This window comes from Gallintestinimicrobium sp., assembly GCF_046968865.1.
GTDB lineage: Bacteria > Bacillota > Clostridia > Lachnospirales > Lachnospiraceae > Gallintestinimicrobium > Gallintestinimicrobium propionicum.
The window spans coordinates 245,208-263,053 of sequence record NZ_JBKVPW010000002.1 but is presented as its reverse complement, the minus strand read 5'-3'; the positions used below and the strand labels follow the sequence as shown (position 1 = coordinate 263,053).

Below are 17,846 nucleotides of genomic sequence, written 5' to 3'. Positions count from 1 at the left end.
TGATTTTGCAGACAGCTTAATCCCGCACCGCCGCCTGTCGGATCCTCTCCGCAAGTAAGGAAGGTTCCTGACTTTTCAGGATCCGCACCTGCTCATCCGGATTGCTGTAGCTGCTTTCCTTCGGCACAACTGTCACATCAATCCGATAATCCCAGTTGTAAACGCCGAATTCCTCTCCACTAATCCAGCTTAATTCTATCGGATAGATTGCGTCAAGCATTTTTTCGATATCCTCCGGATCGGAAAGGGTCACCTGGATTTCCTGATCCGGGATTTCTCCGGGTTCAAAGAAGCTGTCACTGTTTTCCTCTTCGCTGTCATCGTCATAATAATAGTAATCTACCTTGATCGATTCGATGTCATCTGCGCTCTGGTGGCCGGCATGGGCATAAACCTCAGCACCATCCTGCACAAGCAGGTCGTTTAAGGCCAAATAGGACCCATAGACCGGATAGGTCCAGGTGGTCATCATCGATGCATCCTTCTCCTCCGGATCCGCCATAGCAAAGGACAGTCTTCCGTTTGGAAGCTCCGACGAGATCAGACTGTAATCATACTTCTTCATTTCCTCCTGCAGCGTCTTTAAGAGGGTCTGCTTATCTCCGGTGTAAAAGCTTTCCGTAACGCCATTATAATAGCTTACTTTCATCTTACCGACATTTGCCAGAAAATCCGGGTCATTTAACTGATATCGCTCCCGCTGGTAGGAAGCATCCCGCATTACAGTATCAATTTCAGAATGGTTTTCGTTTGAATCAGCCAAAAAGCGACGGTATACCTTTCTGCCGCTCTCCATGGTATAGCAGACCACCCATCTGACATAGCGTTTCTCTTCCTTTGGGTTAATTTCCTCTGCAGAAATCTCTGTCTGCGCTTCCTCCTCCCTAAAGCTCCCCGGCATTCCGGCATCCTGCCATCTCTTCTGCATCCGGATTGCCGCATCGATCGTCTTTTCCTCGGTTGAATTCATCCGTCGGAGCATCCGATCATCGAAAGCCTCATACATAATGTCATCGGAGCCGAAGCTTTCGCCCTGATAATAACCAAAAGCCGTATAGTCATCTTCCATCGTCACAGACACGGCTGCAATGTTCCCTTTCTCCGGAATCCAGCGATCATAGCCTGTCCAGTCAAACTGAAAGCCTGCAAGGATCAAAACCGCTGCCGCTATACTGAAAATTCCGGCAAGCTTTCCATCCAATATGGTTTTTAACTCGCATCGGTAAATCAGGCGGATCACCACATGTCCGACAAGGACACCTACAATGCAGCCACCAAATAAAAACAGCCCCTTATTTGCTGCTACACGGGAAATGATCATGCCAACAGCAATGCCAAAGGGCACTGCCATCGCAGCCTCCAAAATACCCTTGAGGGGTGCAAATGCAATGGCATGCTCATAGCTTTCTGTTTTGCGCCTGCGGTAAAGCCAGAATGCAAACAGGCCTGCAACCGCCGCACAGGCAAGAAGCAAAATACATTCTACCCCCACAGCCCTGCCCCAGCCGCCTGCATTTTTATAGCTGCACAGTCGTCCTTCGTCTCTGTACCAGATATGACTCAGCAAGTCCCAAAATCCTGCAAAGGGTGTCAGATAGCTTTTTTGCATCCACTGTCTTGCATCTGCACTGCAATAGCTGGCAAAAAACATCGTTTTTAATTCATCGATCAGGAATCTCACTGCCAGCTCATAGGAAAAAAACACCGCGCATCCCAACAGCGCCGTCAGGATGTTTCCGGTCAGCATGACTGCCACAAGCGCCACCTGATACATCGCAATAAACGCAAGCTGCTCCACGAACCATGCCAGTAACGACTGTGCCGCCATAATTCCTGTCATTCCATGAAATGCTGCGCCAATGATCCAGTCCAGCAAAAGTGCTGTCAGGGTAGAAAAGCTATAGACCAAAATTCCGTTTCCACAGATCAGCACATAACGCTTTTTTAAGGATTCCGGAACTGAAAAGTACAAATCTGTTTTTCTGCGGCTGTAAAGCCAGCAAAAGCCCTGCACGGCAAATAAAATTGCAAAAAAAGCAGCAAACAGGACGTGTATGAAGGAAAAGCCGATCACATCCGTGATCCTGGACTGAATCAGCTCCCGCAGGGACTCTGCGGCCTGCGCTGCATTGTAAACACTGTCATTTGCATAATTGTTCTGTAAACCAGTCAGTACAACCATCAGATACAGCGGACCGCAAAAGAGTGCCATCACCAGACACAGCAAAAAAGTCCAGCTTCTTCTTCTGTTATTTTCCAGCCATTTAGCCCAGTACGATTTTTTTAATATCATAACCTTGCACCTCCGTCTCGCTGATAAAGATTTCTTCCAGGGAAAGGGGCAGCACTTCGTGGAACAGACAGTCTGCCGCTGCAAACATGGCGATCATTTCTTCTCTGCTTCCTCTGACTGTCAGAGTCAACAAAGATCCCCGTCTATCGCATTTTACAATGTCTAACTGCTTTAACAGCCGCTTCTCTTCCTCTTTGGAAGAAAAGACGCACTGGATTTTCTGGATGTTGCACTTCATCTCCTCCAGATCCTTCGATAAGAGCACGCCGCCCTGATGTAAAAGCCCCACATGATCGCAGATATCCTCCAGCTCCCGCAGGTTATGGGAGGCGATCACCGGAGTAAACTGCCGCTCCTGCATTTCCTTTGCAAAAATGCTTTTGACACTCTGGCGCATTACAGGATCGAGCCCGTCAAAGGTCTCGTCACACAGAAGGTACTCCGTCTTTGCGCTCAGCCCCAGCAGAATCGCGAGCTGCTTTTTCATCCCTTTGGAAAAGGTGCTGATCCTGCGTCTCGATTCCAGCCCGAAGCTGTTTAAGTATAAGTAAAACCGTTCCCGGTCAAAATTCCGGTACACGCTGCTGTAATAACGCTCCATGTCCTTCGGCGTCGCACCGTTGAAAAAGTACGGCTCGTCCGCGATGAAAAACAGCTTCGCCTTTGCATGCACATTGTCGTATACCGGCATGTTATCCACAATCGCTAATCCGTCATCCGGCTTAAATACCCCGCACGCCAGGCGCAGCAGCGTACTTTTGCCCGCGCCGTTTGTCCCGATCAGCCCGAAAACCTCTCCTTCCCGGACTGTCACGCTTACATTTTTCAGAGCTTCAATCCCGTCAAAGGATTTGCTCACGTTTTTCAGTTCTATCATGTTTTCCGCTCATTTCTGCGCACGCTTTTTGCGCATGTCGAGTTTGTGTCAAGTGCGCGCAGACACAAATCCCGCGATTGAAAAATTTTATTTTTCAATCTTCCTCTCATTCCGCTGCCGGGGCTTTGGTCTCTTTTTGCCCTGCCGCAGCTGTATCCTCTTGTTCCAGAAACCCGGTCAGCTCCTTTACCGTCATCCCCATGCCCAGTGCTTCCTTTTTCAGATCCCGGAGCTTTTCCAAAATTTCCTGCTTCCGGACGTCCTTTAGACTGTCGCTGTAGGCAACGTAGTTGCCCTTTCCTTTTACTGTGTATAAAAATCCGGTTCGCTCCAGCTCACTGTATGCCCGCTGAATCGTGTTCGGATTGATGGACAGCTCCACCGCCAGGGAGCGTACGGACGGCATCCGGCTGTTCGGCTCCAGCGCGCCGCTTAAAATCAGCATCTGGAACTTGTCCACGATCTGCTCGTACAGCGGTCTGGTATCCCGGTAATCCAGTATAATCATTCTTTCCTCTCATTTCTGCGCACGCCTTTTGCGCATGCCGAGTTTGTATCAAGTGCGCGCAGACACAAATCTCGTGATTGAAAAATTTTATTTTTCAATCTTTCCTCCTTCTCCCGATTCTTTTTGTCTTTTTCATCGATCCAGAACTGTATTGATTGTATTAAGTGTATTATCAGTATTAGTACACTTTGAATATATACAGAGCGCGAGGCCCTGTCAAGAGATTTTTCTATCACTTTTCCTTGTTTTTTTCGCATAGCATGGTATACTGAGAAGAAAACTTAAATTTCAGGAAGCATTTCAAACTTATGGAGGGATTACACCATGCTTACGCTTCTGTCACGACTGTTCATCCCGGATTATGAGAATTATTCCAGCCCGAAGGTTCGCCAGGCATACGGCATTCTCACCGGCTCGGTGGGCATTTTTTTTAACTTTTTTCTGTTTGTGCTAAAGATCGTCGCCGGTATGATCAGCCATTCCATCGCCATCACTGCGGACGCATTCAACAACCTGTCGGATGCCGGTTCTTCGGTCATTACTCTGATCGGATTTAAGATGAGCGGACAGGAAGCAGACTCTGACCATCCTTATGGGCACGGAAGAATCGAATATCTCGCCGGGCTTTCCGTTTCTGCCATTATCCTCATCATGGCAGCGGAGCTTGCCAAATCCTCCTTTGAGAAGATCCTGCACCCGACCCTGCCGGAAATTTCTCCGGTTATTTTTTTGATTCTGGTCGTTTCCATTCTCGTCAAGCTCTATATGTATTTTTATAATCACAAAATTGCCGGTGCCATCGACAGCTCTGCGATGAACGCAACAGCGTCTGATTCCTTCGGCGATGTGCTCGCTACCTCTGTCGTCCTCCTTTCTTCTGTTATTGGGTGGATTTTCGGTCTTGCCATCGACGGCTGGTGCGGTCTTTTGGTCGCGATCTTCATCTTTTATTCCGGCGTAAGCTCTGCCCGGGATACCATCAATCCGCTGCTCGGTCAGGCTCCCGACCCGGAGTTTGTCACAAAAATCCGCAGCATTGTGCTTTCCCATCCACAGATCATGGGCATTCACGACCTGCTCGTTCACGATTACGGTCCCGGACGGCGGATGATCTCCCTGCATGCGGAGGTCAATGCCCAGGGCAGCTTTGTGGAGCTGCACGATCTGATTGATAACATAGAGCGCGAGCTGCAGCAGAAGCTTTCCTGCAGTGCTGTCATCCATATGGACCCGGTCATCACCGATGATCCGGAGATCAATGAGCTGCGCCATAAGGTCACCGATATCGTCTACCGGCTCGATGAGCAGCTGACCCTTCACGATTTTCGTATTATACGCGGTCCTACCCATACAAACGTCATTTTCGATGTTGTGGTTCCGTTTCATTTTAAAATGACTGATGCCCAGCTGCGCAGCTGGCTCGATGAACGGATCAAGCAGATCGATCCGTCCTATTTCTGTGTGATCAATATCGACAAAAACTAGCGGATCTTGTGCTCCGTGTGAAATATCGTTTTTTACCTCATTTCTGCGCACGCTTTTTGCGCATGCCGAGTTTGTGTCAAGTGAGCGCAGACACAAATCTCGTGATTGAAAAATTTTATTTTTCAATCTTACCACTTATTTCGTCTTTTACAATGGAGGATTCTTCTCATGAGCTTACTCGAATTATTCCTTCTGGCTGTCGGTCTGTCGATGGACGCTTTTGCCGTATCCGTCTGTAAGGGCCTGTCCGTACGCCGCGGCAGTATGAAACAGGCACTCACCGTCGGCATCTGGTTCGGCGGCTTTCAGGCGCTGATGCCCTTTCTCGGCTATCTTCTGGGCATCACGTTTTCCTCTCTGATCACGAGCATCGACCACTGGATCGCCTTCGTCCTGCTGGCATTTATCGGTTTCAACATGATCCGCGAAGCCAGAAGCGATGAAGAAAATGAATCCAATGACCGCTTCGATTTCAAAACCATGCTTCCGCTTGCTGTTGCAACCAGCATCGACGCACTTGCCGTCGGCGTTACCTTCGCTTTCCTGCGGGTAAACATCGTTCCGGCAGTCAGCTTCATCGGCTGCATCACTTTCCTGCTCTCCGCAATCGGTTTAAAGGCAGGCAACATCATCGGCGCAAAAAACCGCTCCCGCGCAGAATTTGCGGGCGGTCTTGTCCTGATCCTGATGGGCATAAAGATTCTGCTGGAGCACCTCGGCGTGATTTCGTTTTAAAAGCTTTTGTGTGAGTTTGACTGAAAAATCTTTTGCTTGACAACTGTATGATGCAGTGTTAAAGTGGGCATATGCGATACACATTAACAATCACGGGAGATCCGGAAGGGATTTTCTGATAAAAGAAAGGAAAGGAGGTATGTTATGATGTTATTGTTCGTCGGATCAAATCGAAACTATTTTGAATATCATAAGAATGCCTCCCGCCCAAACTGACGTTTTGATTCGTCTGACAAGAGCCGCGGCATTCTCATGCTGCGGCTTTTTTTATACAACAGGATGTTGAAAAACAGGCATTTTGTTGTCAATCAGGGCAGCCTACCTCTTGTCTGATCCGGTTTCTTTACCGCTCTCAGAAAGCTCCGGTGCTTTCCTGAAAAAGAGATTTTTTGCCGCAGAACATGCTTTCATGCTTCTGCGTTTTTTTATACCCAGGGGTATGTCCTGCCTTTGCAGGCATTATGAGCAAACGTCCCTTTCGACGTTATGTTTTTTACAAATGGAGCGAAAATCCTGTCTGGCGGGATTTTTTCCACATATATCAACTTCAAAAGAAGGGGGAATTTATTTTCATGAAAAAGTTGTCCTATTACTTAAAACAGCATATTCCGGGCTATCTGTTTGCCATCCTTTCGATGGTTATCGCGGTCAGCCTGGATCTGCTCACCCCGCAGGTGACCCGACATATTGTCGATGACGTCCTTGTGGGCGGTCAGATGGGGAAGCTCAAATATCTGCTGCTGGCGATTTTACTCATCGGCATCGGACGCTGTATTTTTCAGTACACCAAGGAGTTTACCTTCGACAAAATCTCCTCGACCATCGCCACAGACATGCGCCGCGATTTATTCGCGCACATTCAGTCGCTGTCCGCCGACTTTTTTGACAAGACGAGCACCGGTGAGCTGATGGCGCGCGTCAAGGACGACATCGACCGCATCTGGAATGCGCTCGGCTACGTCGGCATGCTGATGATGGAGGTTGCGTTCCATGTCACCGTCATTTTATTCTGCATGTACAGCTTAAACTGGAAACTTGCGATCCTGCCCACGCTCTGCATGATTTTCTGCGCTGTCCTTGCAATTTTGATGGAAAACAGACTCGGAACTATCTACGAAGAGATCAGTGAGGAAAACGCAAAATTAAACACCGTTGCAGAAGAAAACCTTGCAGGCGTGCGCACCGTCAAAGCCTTTGCGCGGGAAAAATTCGAAATCAAAAAGTTTCTTTCCCACAATAATCGCTACTACGAGCTGAACATGACGCAGTCCCGCGTGTTTGTCCGCTACTCTCCGTACTTTTCCCTGATTGGAAAACTGCTGCCGCTTCTGGTGCTTTTGATCGGCGGTTACTTATTCCTGCAGGGAGAGCTGACGCTCGGCGCACTCAGCGCATTCGTACAATATTCCACCAACATCGTATGGCCGATGGAAATGCTCGGCTGGCTGTCCAACGACTTTTCCTCCGCGGTCGGCAGTTACCGCAAAATCCGCAAAGTGTACGACCAGAAGCCTTCGATTCAGGAACCTGAAGAACCGATTGTCCTGCCGGAAGTGACCGGCGATATCCGCTTCGAGCACGTTTCTTTCCATAAAGAGGACCAGCATGAGATTCTTCACGACATCCATTTTCATGTGGAGGCAGGCAAAACGATCGGTATCATGGGCGCGACCGGAAGCGGCAAGACGTCCCTGATCCAGCTGCTCTGCCGCCTTTACGACGCGACGGGCGGCACGATTTATCTCGACAACGTGGATATCCGCAAACTCAGCCTGCGTCAGCTGCGCAGCTGTATTTCCACCGTCATGCAGGACGTCTTTCTGTTCTCGGATACAATTCAGGAAAACGTTATGCTCGGTCAGAAAGGAAACTTAAACATTTCCGACGTGCGGCTCGCTTCCCGCGACGCACAGGCTTCGGAATTTATCGACCGGCTCTCCGAGCAGTATGACACCGTAATCGGCGAACGCGGTGTCGGCTTGTCCGGCGGTCAGAAGCAGCGAATTTCCATCGCGCGGGCGCTTGCAAAGCATACACCTGTACTGGTGCTGGATGATTCGACCAGCGCACTGGATATGGAAACGGAATATGCCATCCAGCAGACCCTCACCCGGCTGCCCCATACGACCAAGCTCATCATTGCGCACCGTATCAGTGCCGTCCGTCATGCAGACGAAATCATCGTCCTGGAAAACGGACACATTGCAGAACGTGGTACCCACGAAGAACTGCTTGCCCTTCACGGGCTTTACTATCAAACCTGGCAGGCTCAGTTTGGCATGATGCCTGACCAGAAGGAGGTGACAGATTATGGCTGTTAATTCTTATAAGCAGGACGAACACAGCACAGACGTCGGTAAAATGAAGACGCTGATGCGCCTGTTTTCCTATCTGCTGGACTATAAAAAAGAGATCCTCGCTGTTCTGGCGATCATGGCGTTCTGCGTGTTTGTCAGTCTCGTAAACCCTCTGATCATGGAAAACGCGATCGACAAACATATTTCCACCGGCGATTTTCCCGGACTGGCAAAACTGATTGGAATCGCCGTTGTGCTTAACGTGATCATGATCCTTTTTGTCAAGCTGCGGATGCTGATTATGGCAAAGGTCTGCAACAGTATCCTCGTAACGATCCGCCAGCAGCTTTATACTCACATCCAGACCCTGGATTTTTCCTTTTTCGACAGCCGTCCCACCGGCAAGATCCTCGCCCGCATTATCGGCGACATCAACTCCTTAAAGGACGTACTCGGCAACTGCGTCACGACGCTGATCCCGGATTTTTTCACAATCTGCGCCGTCGTCGTGATCATGTTTCTCAAAAATCCGGTTCTCGCAGCGGCTTCCCTGATCAGCCTGCCGCTGATGATCTTCTGCATGTGGTTTATCCAGGTGTACTCGCATAAGCGCTGGCAGATCCACCGCAAAAAATCTTCCAACTTAAACGCGTTTGTCCACGAGGATTTGTCCGGAATCCGTATCATCCAGAGCTTTTCCGCCGAACAGGAAACGATGGCTACGTTCCATCAGCTGACGGACGAGCACCGGGATTCTTTTATCGACGCAGTGCGCTTAAATGACGCGTTCGGTTCCGCCATCGATATTTGCTGGGCAATCGGCACTTTCGCCCTGTATTTTACCGGCATTGTCCTTCTCGGTCCCGATAAGATTTCCCTCGGTATCCTGATCGCATTCGGCTCCTATATTTCGATGTTTTGGAATCCGATTATGAACCTGAGCAACTTTTACAACCAGATCATCACCAATATCGCCGGAGCCGAACGTATTTTTGAGATTCTGGACACAGAGTCTAAAATTTCCGATGCTGACGGCGTGACCAAGCTGCCTCCGGTCAAAGGAGCTGTTACCTTCGATCATGTTTCCTTCTCCTATGATGGAGAGAAGCGCGTTTTAGACGACGTCAGCTTCCAGATCAAACCCGGCGAAACGATTGCTTTAGTCGGTCCTACCGGCGCAGGCAAAACGACGATCGTCAACCTGATCAGCCGCTTTTACGATATCCAGACCGGCCATATCCTGATCGACGATTACGACGTACAGAAAATTTCCATCGAAAGCCTCCGGCAGCAGATGGGCGTCATGACGCAGGATAACTTCCTGTTCTCCGGCACGATCAGGGACAATATCCGTTACGGAAAACTCGATGCGACGGACGAAGAGATCATCGCAGCCGCAAAGGCAGTCAACGCACATGACTTTATCCTAAAGCTCGAAAAAGGATATGACACCGTATTATCCGAACGCGGCGGCGGTCTTTCCATCGGTCAGAAGCAGCTGCTCGCCTTTGCCCGCACAATGGTATCCGATCCCCGCATTCTGATTCTGGACGAGGCAACCAGCAGCATCGATACCAACACGGAAATCCTCGTGCAGGAGGGCATTGAACAGCTTTTAAAGGGACGTACCTCCTTTGTCATTGCACACCGCCTTTCCACGATCCAGAAGGCCGACCGGATCTTCGTCATCGACGACGGCCGCATCATCGAGGAGGGCAATGCAGCGCAGCTGCTTGCGCAGAAAGGCTTCTACTACGATCTGTACATGAGTCAGTTTAAAAATGTGATGTAAATCACTGCACCGCGGCATAAAGACGATATCATTTTGTTGTGCCGCACCACGAGCAAAACGGCGCTGTCCGGAATTTCGTTTTCCAGACAGCGCCGTTTTTTTGTGCCTTCTTTCTATTCTGCCCCTTCTTGCGCCCGTTATTCTTTTTCGGATAAGATCACTGCAAGCATTCCCTGCTCCACCGTCACACTGGACCGTTTTCCAATAAATTCATTGGAAATCCCGATTGGAAAGCTGTTTGTAATCTCACCGTTCTGCATTTCATATTTTAAATTTCGAATCGTAACGCCTGATGCCTTTTCCCCGATCGAAAACAGAGACAAAAATCCTTTCGCTTCCGGTTTAAACCAGACCGTCTCGTTCTGCATCACGAACGCCGTCGTCTTATCATCCATCAGATACCCAACTGCGCTGCACTGTTTTAAATAAATCAGGCACTGCAGGTTTGCCAGCGTATGCTCGAGTCTGCCGCCCATTCCGCCGTAAATGCGAAATTCCTGACAGCCTTCTAAAAGACCTATACGGATGGCAGCCAGCATATCCGTATCGTCCTTTTCTGTCGGAAGTACAACGACATGATCCGGCGCAATTTTTGCGATCTCCGCAATCTGCGGCATGTCCGATTCCTGCGCGGAATCAAAGTCGCCCACAATCAGGTCCGGAACTATATCATATTTTCTGCAGGTATCGTAACCGCCATCCACTGCGATCACAAGATCCTCCGGCTTTGTTTCGATTTTTTGAACGCTGCAGTCTCCTGCTCCAATTAAGATACACCGTTGCATGCTGCCACTCCTTTCTGTCCATCTGCGCCGCCTGCATGAAACCCCCACGCTGTGGCAGCCTACTTACTCCTTCTGACGCTTCTCGTTTTCTCCGCCCCAGTCATAAATCATTTCCGCCGACGAGCCCTCCGCCGTGTAGGTCTTTTTTGCAAAGCGGTAATTCATCCGGGATACGACGTTTGTATTGTCCGTTGCAATCCCGCTTACCATTGTATTCCAATACACGATCTCATATTCCGTATGCGGATAATATGCCGCCGGATCGTAAGCCGGCACATATTCGATACTGCTTCTCTGTACGCCGAGATCCTCCATTTTCTGTCCCAGCACCCGAATTGTACCACTTGGCTGTGCAAGAGAATCATCTTCTACAAAAGAAAACTTCCAGCCGTCATCTGTAAGGAGAAATACGATCGCTTCTTTCGTGACCGGCACATAGGTATTGCCCGTCCAGTATTCCATCGTGCGATTGATAAACGCATCCCGGATGGCCTTGTACTGATCCGTCACGATAAAATTCCGCGCCGCCTCGTAGCCTTCCTGTTCAAATGCCTCAAACATCGGCGCGAAGTAATCGCTTATCTCCTGCTGTTTGGAAAGACATGCCAAAATACCATCTGCTTCTGCATCTCCCAGCGCCTGCGCCCGTTCTACCAGTTTCTTCCAGCTGTCCCGATGCGAAAGGCTTAAATAAATCTTCTGTGCTTTCGGTATTATAAATCTGTATGCTGCTTCCTGGTAGCTGCTGTCCTTTTCGGCAAGCCCCAAAAGCTTTTCGGCAACGTCTGCATATTCGTCAAAATCAGAGGTTCCATCCAGTTCGTCTAACATCAGGGACGCAGTATCCTCCTGCACTGTGACCTGCTGGACACAGTTTTCTAAAACGCTTCTGACACTTTCATTATCCGGATCTGATTCCAGCACGGTAAGACAACTCCTGATATCGCCCAAACCGGCAGTCTTTTCATTGACATGCTCCACTACGCTGTTCAATACGGTCGCACAGTAGTTCTGCAGCAGAATTTCGGACTGTGTCGTCTCGTATCCCTGATGCAGAATTTCTGCCGCCTCATCCAGCTGTCCCTGCGCTGCATAATCATCCGCCAGCCCACGATAAGCGCGCACGCTGCCTTCATCGATGGAAAGCGCTTCTGTATAGGCCTCCTGCGCCTCTAAATAATTCATTTCCGTCATATATTTTGCCGCAAGGGTCAGCTGCTTTTCCACCTTTGTCTGCGGTAAATTATGATAAATCAGCGTAGAACCTGCTGCCGCCACAATCACTGCTGCCGCTGCGATTCCGATCTTTTTCCTTTTCTGCGCTAATTTTTTTCCTCTTTTTTTCCACATGATAGATCTCTGCCTTTTCCTGTCTTTCTTTCGCCCCGATGCCAAAACCAACGGATTTTCCGGCTGTTTCTGGTGTCAGCGCATACAGACGGTATTGTATCAACTTTTCTCCCGCTTTGTAAAGGCTTTACACGAAAAAGTCACAGATCCGGTCTTCTACTCCCAATCATGCTCCCATAGAGCGGAACATTCCAAACATAAGCCCCATACTCAGAAATGGTCCAAGCGCAATCTTTTGCCCTCTCCCGTTTCGAAACAACATCAGATACAGACAGTATCCCCCTGCAAGCGCCATTCCAAACGCGAGACTGTCCCATACAGCAGACAATCCCAAAAAGAAACCACCTGCCGCCATCAGCTTGACATCTCCGCCGCCGACTGCTCCCGGCCTGCATACAGCTGCCGCAAAAAGCGGCAATCCGGCAATAAACGCCCCGGCAAGACGCATTTTTATAGAAGGCTGCGGCATCCAAAAAAGCGCAGCAACACCGGTCAGGAACAGAAATCCCGTGATCGCGTCCGGAATCTTTCTTTTCTTAAAATCACAAAGGCTGGCTGTAATCAGACCTCCCATAAAAAGCACATCCAACAAATAGCTTCCTGTTTCTTTCATTTTTTCCGCTCATTTCTGCGCACGCTTTTTGCGCATGTTTTCTGCTTTCCATTCTAGCAAATTTGCGACTTTCCGGTAAGCCGCAATGTCTCACAAAATCGATAATCCAAACGCACGTTCTTTTTGTAACCACTTGCAAATTTGGCAGCAATTTCAAAACTGGTATGGTAAAAAAAGTGTAAAATGGCACTTTCTATCATGCCACATATTGCTTATGATAAGAAAAACTTTGATGAGGAGGATTTCCACTATGAAAAAAGAATCTTTTCAAAAGCTGGTTTTGACCGGTGTATTTGCAGCATTATCTTATGTTGTCTTCACTTTTTTGCAGATTAAGATCCCGCTTCCCGGCGGCGACGCAACAAGCATCCATCTCGGCAATGCAGTCTGTGTTCTCGGCGCGCTGATCCTTGGCGGTCTCTGGGGCGGCATCGGCGGCTCCATCGGCATGACCATCGGCGACCTTTTCGATCCCGTCTATGTCGTATATGCACCCAAGACCTTTATTCTGAAGCTCTGCATCGGTCTGATCACCGGTCTGATCGCCCATCACTTCGGTCACATCACTTATCAGACAGACAAAAAGAAAATCGCCCGTATTGCAGCACTGGCAGCACTGGGCGGGCTGATCTTCAACACAATCTTTGATCCTCTTGTAGGATATTTTTATAAGCTGCTGATCCTGGGCAAACCCGCTGCAGAGCTGACTCTGGCATGGAATATCACTGCAACAGCCATCAACACCGTGATTTCCACCATCGTTTCCGTTCTTGTATACATGGCGCTTCTGCCTGCACTCAAAAAGTCCGGTCTGTTCTTTCAGGTCGGCAAAGAAGGATCTTCCAAATGAATCTACAGATTCCCAAAAAGGCGGCAGTCATCAACAGCTTCGCCGGATATGGACGCTGTTCCCTCACCGAGGCGCTTCCCATTTTGAGCGCCATGAGGGTGCAGGCGTGCCCGGTGCCTACCGCCGTTTTTTCCAATCATACAGGGTTTGCAGCCTTCGCCTGTCAGGATCTGACCGCGTTTCTGCCCTCCTATCTGGAGCAATGGAAGCAGTTAAATCTTACGTTTGACGGTGTTTTGTGCGGATTTTTAGGACAGGCAGAACAAATTCTGTCTGTTTCTTCCTTTCTTTCCGACCAGAAAAGCCGAGGCTGCCAAACAATTCTCGTCGATCCCGTCATGGGCGATCACGGAAAGCCCTATCGCACGATCACACCAAAACACTGTCAAAAGCTGCGCAGCCTGATTCCGCTGGCAGACATCATTACTCCCAATATCACGGAAGCATGCCTTTTGACGGATACGCCCTGGAAAGACGGCTTCTGGAATGAATCTGAGCTTTCTGAGCTTTGTCAAAGGCTTCACAAACTCGGTCCGTCCAAAATCGTCATCACAGGTCTGCCCTGCCTGATCCATGGGAAAGAAGGCTTTGAAAATTATCTGTCCTGCAAGGAGCCGTTTTCTCAACGCGCCTGCCTGACGCCCTCTGCAGGTCCGTCCCGACATGGAACCGGCGATATTTTCGCTTCGATCCTGATGGCGGACGCACTAAACGGCGTCGATTTTTCCGTCTCCGTCCAAAAGGCGGCGGATTTTATTTCCAAATGTATTTCCGCATCGAACGCGCTGCAGATTCCAGAGCCTGATGGCGTCTGCTTCGAAAATTTCCTGTCAGATCTGGCAGACCAGTAAATGATACATCTATAACCGGGCGTATCAGCTCCTGTTTTTCCTGCACGAAAAAAGAATGTGCCAAGGCACATTCTCGCGCCGAGGCGCGGTTGCTTTAGCAACCATCTACCCCTGCGCCGAGTGCGCATCCTCGCAGCGCGTTTTTCTTTCATAGGACGCATTTTCCTATGAAAGAAACAAAAGATCCTGCATTGTCCGGCGCAAACGCGCAGCTGCAATGCAGGATCTTTTTTGCAATCTGTTATTTCGATCCGGCTCTATTTTACCAGCACTTTCTCAATTTCTGCGATATAAAGCGTATGGAAATCCTTATCCGGATACCAGGAATCCACGGTCTTTTGATCCAGAAATGCCGCTTCCTCCATGGGCTGTGCGAACAGCTTACGGCACACGAACGTCATCCGGCTTTCTTCAAAAACGGGCGCGCCATCTACAAGTGACTCTGTCAGTCCGCTTTTGGCGATCTTATCCTCTGTCCTTCCAGATACCGTTCCCATGTAATTTAACATCTCCCGCTGTGTTTCCGGGAAAATACCAAGGGAAAACGTCTCTGTCTGATCCAGAAAGGTCTTCGTGTAGCGCTGTGGGCGAATCACGATCATCACGACCGACTTTCCCCACATTTCACCTACTGCTCCCCAGCTCGCCGTCATGGCGTTGCTTTTGCCGTCTTTGTTTGCTGCTACCAGCAGCCACTCCTTTCCGATCAGCTCGAAGGGGTTATCCTTGATCTCCTGCGGTTTGATTTCACGAAACATAGTTTTCCTCATTTCTGCGCACGTTTTTTGCGCATGTCAAGTTTGTGTCAAGTGCGCGCAGACACAAATCTCGCGATTGAAAAATTTTATTTTCAATCTTCTTCCTCCCGTCTTTAGTCTACGATTCCGTCATCTTCCGGAATGATCACTGCCAGAATAAAATACAGAATCAGTCCAAGTAAGCCTGCACTTGTAATCAGGCTGATCACTACATATAAAATACGGATCACAGTTGCATCGATCCCGAAGAAATCTCCAAGGCCGCCGCACACGCCGCATACCATTCTGTTCGTTGTGGAACGAAATAATTTTTTATTGTTCATAAGGATGTCCTCTCTTTCTTTGCTTTATCTTAATCCTGTTCGAAGTAAATTTCAATATTTCCCATGGAAGAATCCAATTTCATCTTTCCGGATGCCTTATTGCAGATTACGAAATTTTCCATGGAAACGCCGTCAAATTCTACGTTTCCCAGATCGCTGTCGATCTCATAATCAAAATCGTCTTCGCTCTGTGAAAGGTTCAACACAATGTTTCCAAGCTCAGCATCTGCATCCACCATATCTGTGATGCTCCCCGAAAAACGGAGAACACCTGCTTCTGCATCCGCTTCCAGCTCCGCTGCCTCACTATCCGTCACAGTAATGGCTCCCGCCTCCGCCGACAAAATCAGCTTTTTCGTCTGCAGCCCGGATGCTTCAATGCTTCCCGCTCCTGCCGAAAATTCCATTTCCTCCGCCGAAAAATCCTGCAGTGCCACATACGCCGCCTGTGCATCGATTTCGATCTTTTTCCAGTCCCTCGATTCCGGAACCGTCAGGACGATTTCGCCGCCCTTTTGAATCGGTTTATGGTTCTTTTCTTCCAGATACAGGCAGTTGTCTTCGATATAACAGTTCATCTTATCCCGATTGCTTCCGCTGAGGATAATTGCGTCGGACTTTCCGGGAACGATTTTTAATGCCAGGGTATTTGCGGAAATTTCCATTTCTTCCGGCAGCTTCCCGTTGAACGAAATTACCTCGCCTGTGCTGGTGCTTCCTACATCCGCAGGGCCGTCGGTTTCCCGTGACAAAATCTGAATCGATTCTTTTGTATTTGCCGGGAAATTCAAACCGATAAACGTGTCGCTGCCACCGAAATGAATATAGCGGCTGTTGATCTTGTCAATATTCTTCCACCCACCCATTGAGCTTCCGATCCCGATGAAAAGGAAGCCTGTTGCAATACAGATGATCGAGCCTGCAATCATCCCTTTTTTCCAGTTTTTCATACTGCCCGACCTCCTTTTCTCGTCACAATCCTGTGCAGGCAGTTGCACAACGCCCGGACTCCTGTCGGAACCACCTTACCGATCAGCCATCCCATAAGCAGCGTCACCAAAACGCCGATCCCGATTGCTGCCAAACTGATGCCGATTCCAATCATCGCCGCCGCTGGCCACGCTACGATCTGCGTAAACGCCTGAATCAGCGCCCAGATGCCCGCACCTGTACAAACGATTCCGCAGACCAACAGTGCAATTCCTGTGATAAACAGGGCAAAGAGAACGGAAATTGCCGCCACAAGCAGCCCAAACACAATCGGAAGCACCACAGGCGCTGCGAAGACGATCAGCAAAATCCACAGCCAGACCGAAGGTTGCCTTCTGCGGGCAGCGCTGGAATCATCCTCTGCATCGCTATCCGTGCTCTGCCAGTCCGCATCAGAACGGTCGCCGCACGCAGGTTGCTTTACCCGCTGCAGCTCTTCCTTCTGCGGCTCCCGGTCGACGTAGCCGTTTTCGGAGAAATAACCGCTGTCACCCAGCTGACCGGTGCGGCTGCTGTCCTGCCAATTTTCGTCCGCCTGGCCGCTGCGCTCGCCAGCGGCGCTGCTATCCTGCCGCAGTCCGTTCCGGATAGAATCCGCGACCTCCTCCGGTGTGCCGAGTTCCTGCAGAATATCGAAATCTCCTGCGTCGCCCGCGTCGTTTAAGTAATCCTCATAATATTGCAGCGCTTCTTCCCGCTCCGCCTGCGGAACATCTAAAAGCTGCGCTTCCAGACGATTTAAAAATTCTGCCCTGTCCATCAATTTTGTCCTCCCTCAAAAAGTGCCGTTATCTTCTCAGAATATCGAATCCATTCCGCTTCATACAGCGAAAGCTGCGCGCTTCCTTGCTCCGTAATCCGATAATACCGCCGGTTCCTGCCTCCGAATTCCATATCGTAGACTTCCAGGCAGCCGTCTTTTTGCAGTCTGCGAAGCACCGGATACAATGTCGATTCCGACAGATCGATCGCCTGGCGGACCTCCTGCGTGATTTTATAGCCGTATGTCCCTTCCGGCTCCCGAGAAACAACTGCAAGAACAATCGCATCCAGCAGCGCAGAGCCTGTATTAAAAATCATACGTTCCCATCCTTTCCCTAAACCTGTATCTTCTACAATATTATATGCTGTATAATATTGTTTGTGTTATAAACTATAAGCTACGTTTTTCATTTTGTCAAGGGCGACAAGGATGATAAAAAAGATTGTGCCAGGGCACATTCTTGCGCCGAGGCGCGGTTGCTTCGGCAACCATCTACCCTTGCGCCGAGTGCGCATCCTCGCGGAGCATTTGTTATCGTATGGAAACGAAGTTTCCTATACGATAATAAAGCGGAAA

The 17,846-nt window shown here is 49.4% G+C and carries 17 protein-coding genes; 6 read left to right on the top strand and 11 right to left on the bottom strand.

The features are described from left to right. Window positions 1-16: 16 nt before the first annotated feature. From ACLTOQ_RS03020 to ACLTOQ_RS03010, 3 genes are all read right to left on the bottom strand, one after another. A complete protein-coding gene (locus tag ACLTOQ_RS03020; RefSeq protein ID WP_412318703.1) occupies window positions 17-2,293 on the bottom strand; it encodes a DUF6449 domain-containing protein in 2,277 nt (758 codons plus the stop codon). Next, window positions 2,265-3,170: an ABC transporter ATP-binding protein gene (locus tag ACLTOQ_RS03015; RefSeq protein WP_021915791.1), complete on the bottom strand. Its 906-nt coding sequence runs from the start codon at window positions 3,168-3,170 to the stop codon at window positions 2,265-2,267. The genes ACLTOQ_RS03020 and ACLTOQ_RS03015 overlap by 29 nt, the downstream gene beginning before the upstream one ends. Window positions 3,171-3,276: 106 nt before the next feature. After that, a complete protein-coding gene (locus tag ACLTOQ_RS03010) occupies window positions 3,277-3,678 on the bottom strand; it encodes a GntR family transcriptional regulator (protein WP_337622527.1) in 402 nt (133 codons plus the stop codon). Window positions 3,679-4,002: 324 nt separating this feature from the next. Between ACLTOQ_RS03010 and ACLTOQ_RS03005 the strand changes: the two genes are divergently transcribed. From ACLTOQ_RS03005 to ACLTOQ_RS02990, 4 genes are all read left to right on the top strand, one after another. Then, complete coding sequence (locus ACLTOQ_RS03005) at window positions 4,003-5,163, top strand: cation diffusion facilitator family transporter (RefSeq protein WP_412318701.1); 1,161 nt, start codon at window positions 4,003-4,005, stop codon at window positions 5,161-5,163. 168 nt (window positions 5,164-5,331) lie between these two features. After that, complete coding sequence (locus ACLTOQ_RS03000; protein ID WP_021915788.1) at window positions 5,332-5,898, top strand: manganese efflux pump MntP family protein; 567 nt, start codon at window positions 5,332-5,334, stop codon at window positions 5,896-5,898. Between the two features lie 572 nt (window positions 5,899-6,470). Beyond that, window positions 6,471-8,219 (top strand): ABC transporter ATP-binding protein, encoded by a 1,749-nt coding sequence (locus ACLTOQ_RS02995; RefSeq protein WP_308727501.1) that lies wholly within the window; start codon window positions 6,471-6,473, stop codon window positions 8,217-8,219. Beyond that, entirely contained in the window at window positions 8,209-9,987 is a 1,779-nt protein-coding gene (locus ACLTOQ_RS02990; protein ID WP_308727500.1) for an ABC transporter ATP-binding protein, read from the top strand. The genes ACLTOQ_RS02995 and ACLTOQ_RS02990 overlap by 11 nt, the downstream gene beginning before the upstream one ends. A gap of 137 nt (window positions 9,988-10,124) precedes the next feature. Here the strand turns inward: ACLTOQ_RS02990 and ACLTOQ_RS02985 are convergent, their stop codons facing one another. The 3 genes from ACLTOQ_RS02985 to ACLTOQ_RS02975 form a co-directional block, all read right to left on the bottom strand. After that, the gene (locus ACLTOQ_RS02985; RefSeq protein ID WP_308727499.1) at window positions 10,125-10,772 is read right to left on the bottom strand and encodes a thiamine diphosphokinase; all 648 of its coding nucleotides are present in this window, start codon (window positions 10,770-10,772) and stop codon (window positions 10,125-10,127) included. Window positions 10,773-10,835: 63 nt separating this feature from the next. Next, window positions 10,836-12,122, bottom strand: a complete 1,287-nt coding sequence (locus ACLTOQ_RS02980; protein WP_412318698.1) for a tetratricopeptide repeat protein — start codon at window positions 12,120-12,122, stop codon at window positions 10,836-10,838. A gap of 166 nt (window positions 12,123-12,288) precedes the next feature. After that, window positions 12,289-12,735, bottom strand: coding sequence for a prepilin peptidase (locus ACLTOQ_RS02975; protein ID WP_412318697.1), 447 nt, complete (start codon window positions 12,733-12,735; stop codon window positions 12,289-12,291). A 250-nt stretch (window positions 12,736-12,985) separates the two neighbouring features. Between ACLTOQ_RS02975 and ACLTOQ_RS02970 the strand changes: the two genes are divergently transcribed. Further along, window positions 12,986-13,585 carry an ECF transporter S component gene (locus tag ACLTOQ_RS02970; RefSeq protein ID WP_021915782.1) on the top strand — a complete coding sequence of 200 codons (600 nt, stop codon included), beginning with the start codon at window positions 12,986-12,988 and terminating at the stop codon, window positions 13,583-13,585. Beyond that, window positions 13,582-14,436 carry a pyridoxamine kinase gene (locus ACLTOQ_RS02965; protein WP_021915781.1) on the top strand — a complete coding sequence of 285 codons (855 nt, stop codon included), beginning with the start codon at window positions 13,582-13,584 and terminating at the stop codon, window positions 14,434-14,436. Before ACLTOQ_RS02970 ends, ACLTOQ_RS02965 begins: the two co-directional genes overlap by 4 nt. A gap of 257 nt (window positions 14,437-14,693) precedes the next feature. On the opposite strand, the gene ACLTOQ_RS02960 is transcribed toward ACLTOQ_RS02965, so the two are convergent. The 5 genes from ACLTOQ_RS02960 to ACLTOQ_RS02940 all read right to left on the bottom strand — a co-directional run bounded on the left by ACLTOQ_RS02960 (window position 14,694) and on the right by ACLTOQ_RS02940 (window position 17,587). Further along, window positions 14,694-15,194, bottom strand: coding sequence for a flavin reductase family protein (locus ACLTOQ_RS02960; protein WP_412318695.1), 501 nt, complete (start codon window positions 15,192-15,194; stop codon window positions 14,694-14,696). A 113-nt stretch (window positions 15,195-15,307) separates the two neighbouring features. Further along, window positions 15,308-15,517, bottom strand: a complete 210-nt coding sequence (locus ACLTOQ_RS02955) for a PspC domain-containing protein (protein WP_021915779.1) — start codon at window positions 15,515-15,517, stop codon at window positions 15,308-15,310. A 29-nt stretch (window positions 15,518-15,546) separates the two neighbouring features. Then, window positions 15,547-16,467 (bottom strand): DUF4097 family beta strand repeat-containing protein, encoded by a 921-nt coding sequence (locus ACLTOQ_RS02950; RefSeq protein ID WP_412318693.1) that lies wholly within the window; start codon window positions 16,465-16,467, stop codon window positions 15,547-15,549. Further along, on the bottom strand, window positions 16,464-17,267 hold the full coding sequence (locus tag ACLTOQ_RS02945; RefSeq protein WP_412318692.1) for a DUF1700 domain-containing protein: 804 nt from the start codon (window positions 17,265-17,267) through the stop codon (window positions 16,464-16,466). Before ACLTOQ_RS02945 ends, ACLTOQ_RS02950 begins: the two co-directional genes overlap by 4 nt. After that, window positions 17,267-17,587 (bottom strand): PadR family transcriptional regulator, encoded by a 321-nt coding sequence (locus ACLTOQ_RS02940; protein WP_117960181.1) that lies wholly within the window; start codon window positions 17,585-17,587, stop codon window positions 17,267-17,269. Before ACLTOQ_RS02940 ends, ACLTOQ_RS02945 begins: the two co-directional genes overlap by 1 nt. Window positions 17,588-17,846 lie beyond the last annotated feature (259 nt).

Excerpts from the sequence above, each read along its gene's own strand:
- ACLTOQ_RS03020 (WP_412318703.1), bottom strand. The coding sequence starts at position 2,293 with ATGATATTAAAAAAATCGTACTGGGCTAAATGGCTGGAAAATAACAGA.
- ACLTOQ_RS03015 (WP_021915791.1), bottom strand. The coding sequence starts at position 3,170 with ATGATAGAACTGAAAAACGTGAGCAAATCCTTTGACGGGATTGAAGCT.
- ACLTOQ_RS03010 (WP_337622527.1), bottom strand. The coding sequence starts at position 3,678 with ATGATTATACTGGATTACCGGGATACCAGACCGCTGTACGAGCAGATC.
- ACLTOQ_RS03005 (WP_412318701.1), top strand. The coding sequence starts at position 4,003 with ATGCTTACGCTTCTGTCACGACTGTTCATCCCGGATTATGAGAATTAT.
- ACLTOQ_RS03000 (WP_021915788.1), top strand. The coding sequence starts at position 5,332 with ATGAGCTTACTCGAATTATTCCTTCTGGCTGTCGGTCTGTCGATGGAC.
- ACLTOQ_RS02995 (WP_308727501.1), top strand. The coding sequence starts at position 6,471 with ATGAAAAAGTTGTCCTATTACTTAAAACAGCATATTCCGGGCTATCTG.
- ACLTOQ_RS02990 (WP_308727500.1), top strand. The coding sequence starts at position 8,209 with ATGGCTGTTAATTCTTATAAGCAGGACGAACACAGCACAGACGTCGGT.
- ACLTOQ_RS02985 (WP_308727499.1), bottom strand. The coding sequence starts at position 10,772 with ATGCAACGGTGTATCTTAATTGGAGCAGGAGACTGCAGCGTTCAAAAA.
- ACLTOQ_RS02980 (WP_412318698.1), bottom strand. The coding sequence starts at position 12,122 with ATGTGGAAAAAAAGAGGAAAAAAATTAGCGCAGAAAAGGAAAAAGATC.
- ACLTOQ_RS02975 (WP_412318697.1), bottom strand. The coding sequence starts at position 12,735 with ATGAAAGAAACAGGAAGCTATTTGTTGGATGTGCTTTTTATGGGAGGT.
- ACLTOQ_RS02970 (WP_021915782.1), top strand. The coding sequence starts at position 12,986 with ATGAAAAAAGAATCTTTTCAAAAGCTGGTTTTGACCGGTGTATTTGCA.
- ACLTOQ_RS02965 (WP_021915781.1), top strand. The coding sequence starts at position 13,582 with ATGAATCTACAGATTCCCAAAAAGGCGGCAGTCATCAACAGCTTCGCC.
- ACLTOQ_RS02960 (WP_412318695.1), bottom strand. The coding sequence starts at position 15,194 with ATGTTTCGTGAAATCAAACCGCAGGAGATCAAGGATAACCCCTTCGAG.
- ACLTOQ_RS02955 (WP_021915779.1), bottom strand. The coding sequence starts at position 15,517 with ATGAACAATAAAAAATTATTTCGTTCCACAACGAACAGAATGGTATGC.
- ACLTOQ_RS02950 (WP_412318693.1), bottom strand. The coding sequence starts at position 16,467 with ATGAAAAACTGGAAAAAAGGGATGATTGCAGGCTCGATCATCTGTATT.
- ACLTOQ_RS02945 (WP_412318692.1), bottom strand. The coding sequence starts at position 17,267 with ATGGACAGGGCAGAATTTTTAAATCGTCTGGAAGCGCAGCTTTTAGAT.
- ACLTOQ_RS02940 (WP_117960181.1), bottom strand. The coding sequence starts at position 17,587 with ATGATTTTTAATACAGGCTCTGCGCTGCTGGATGCGATTGTTCTTGCA.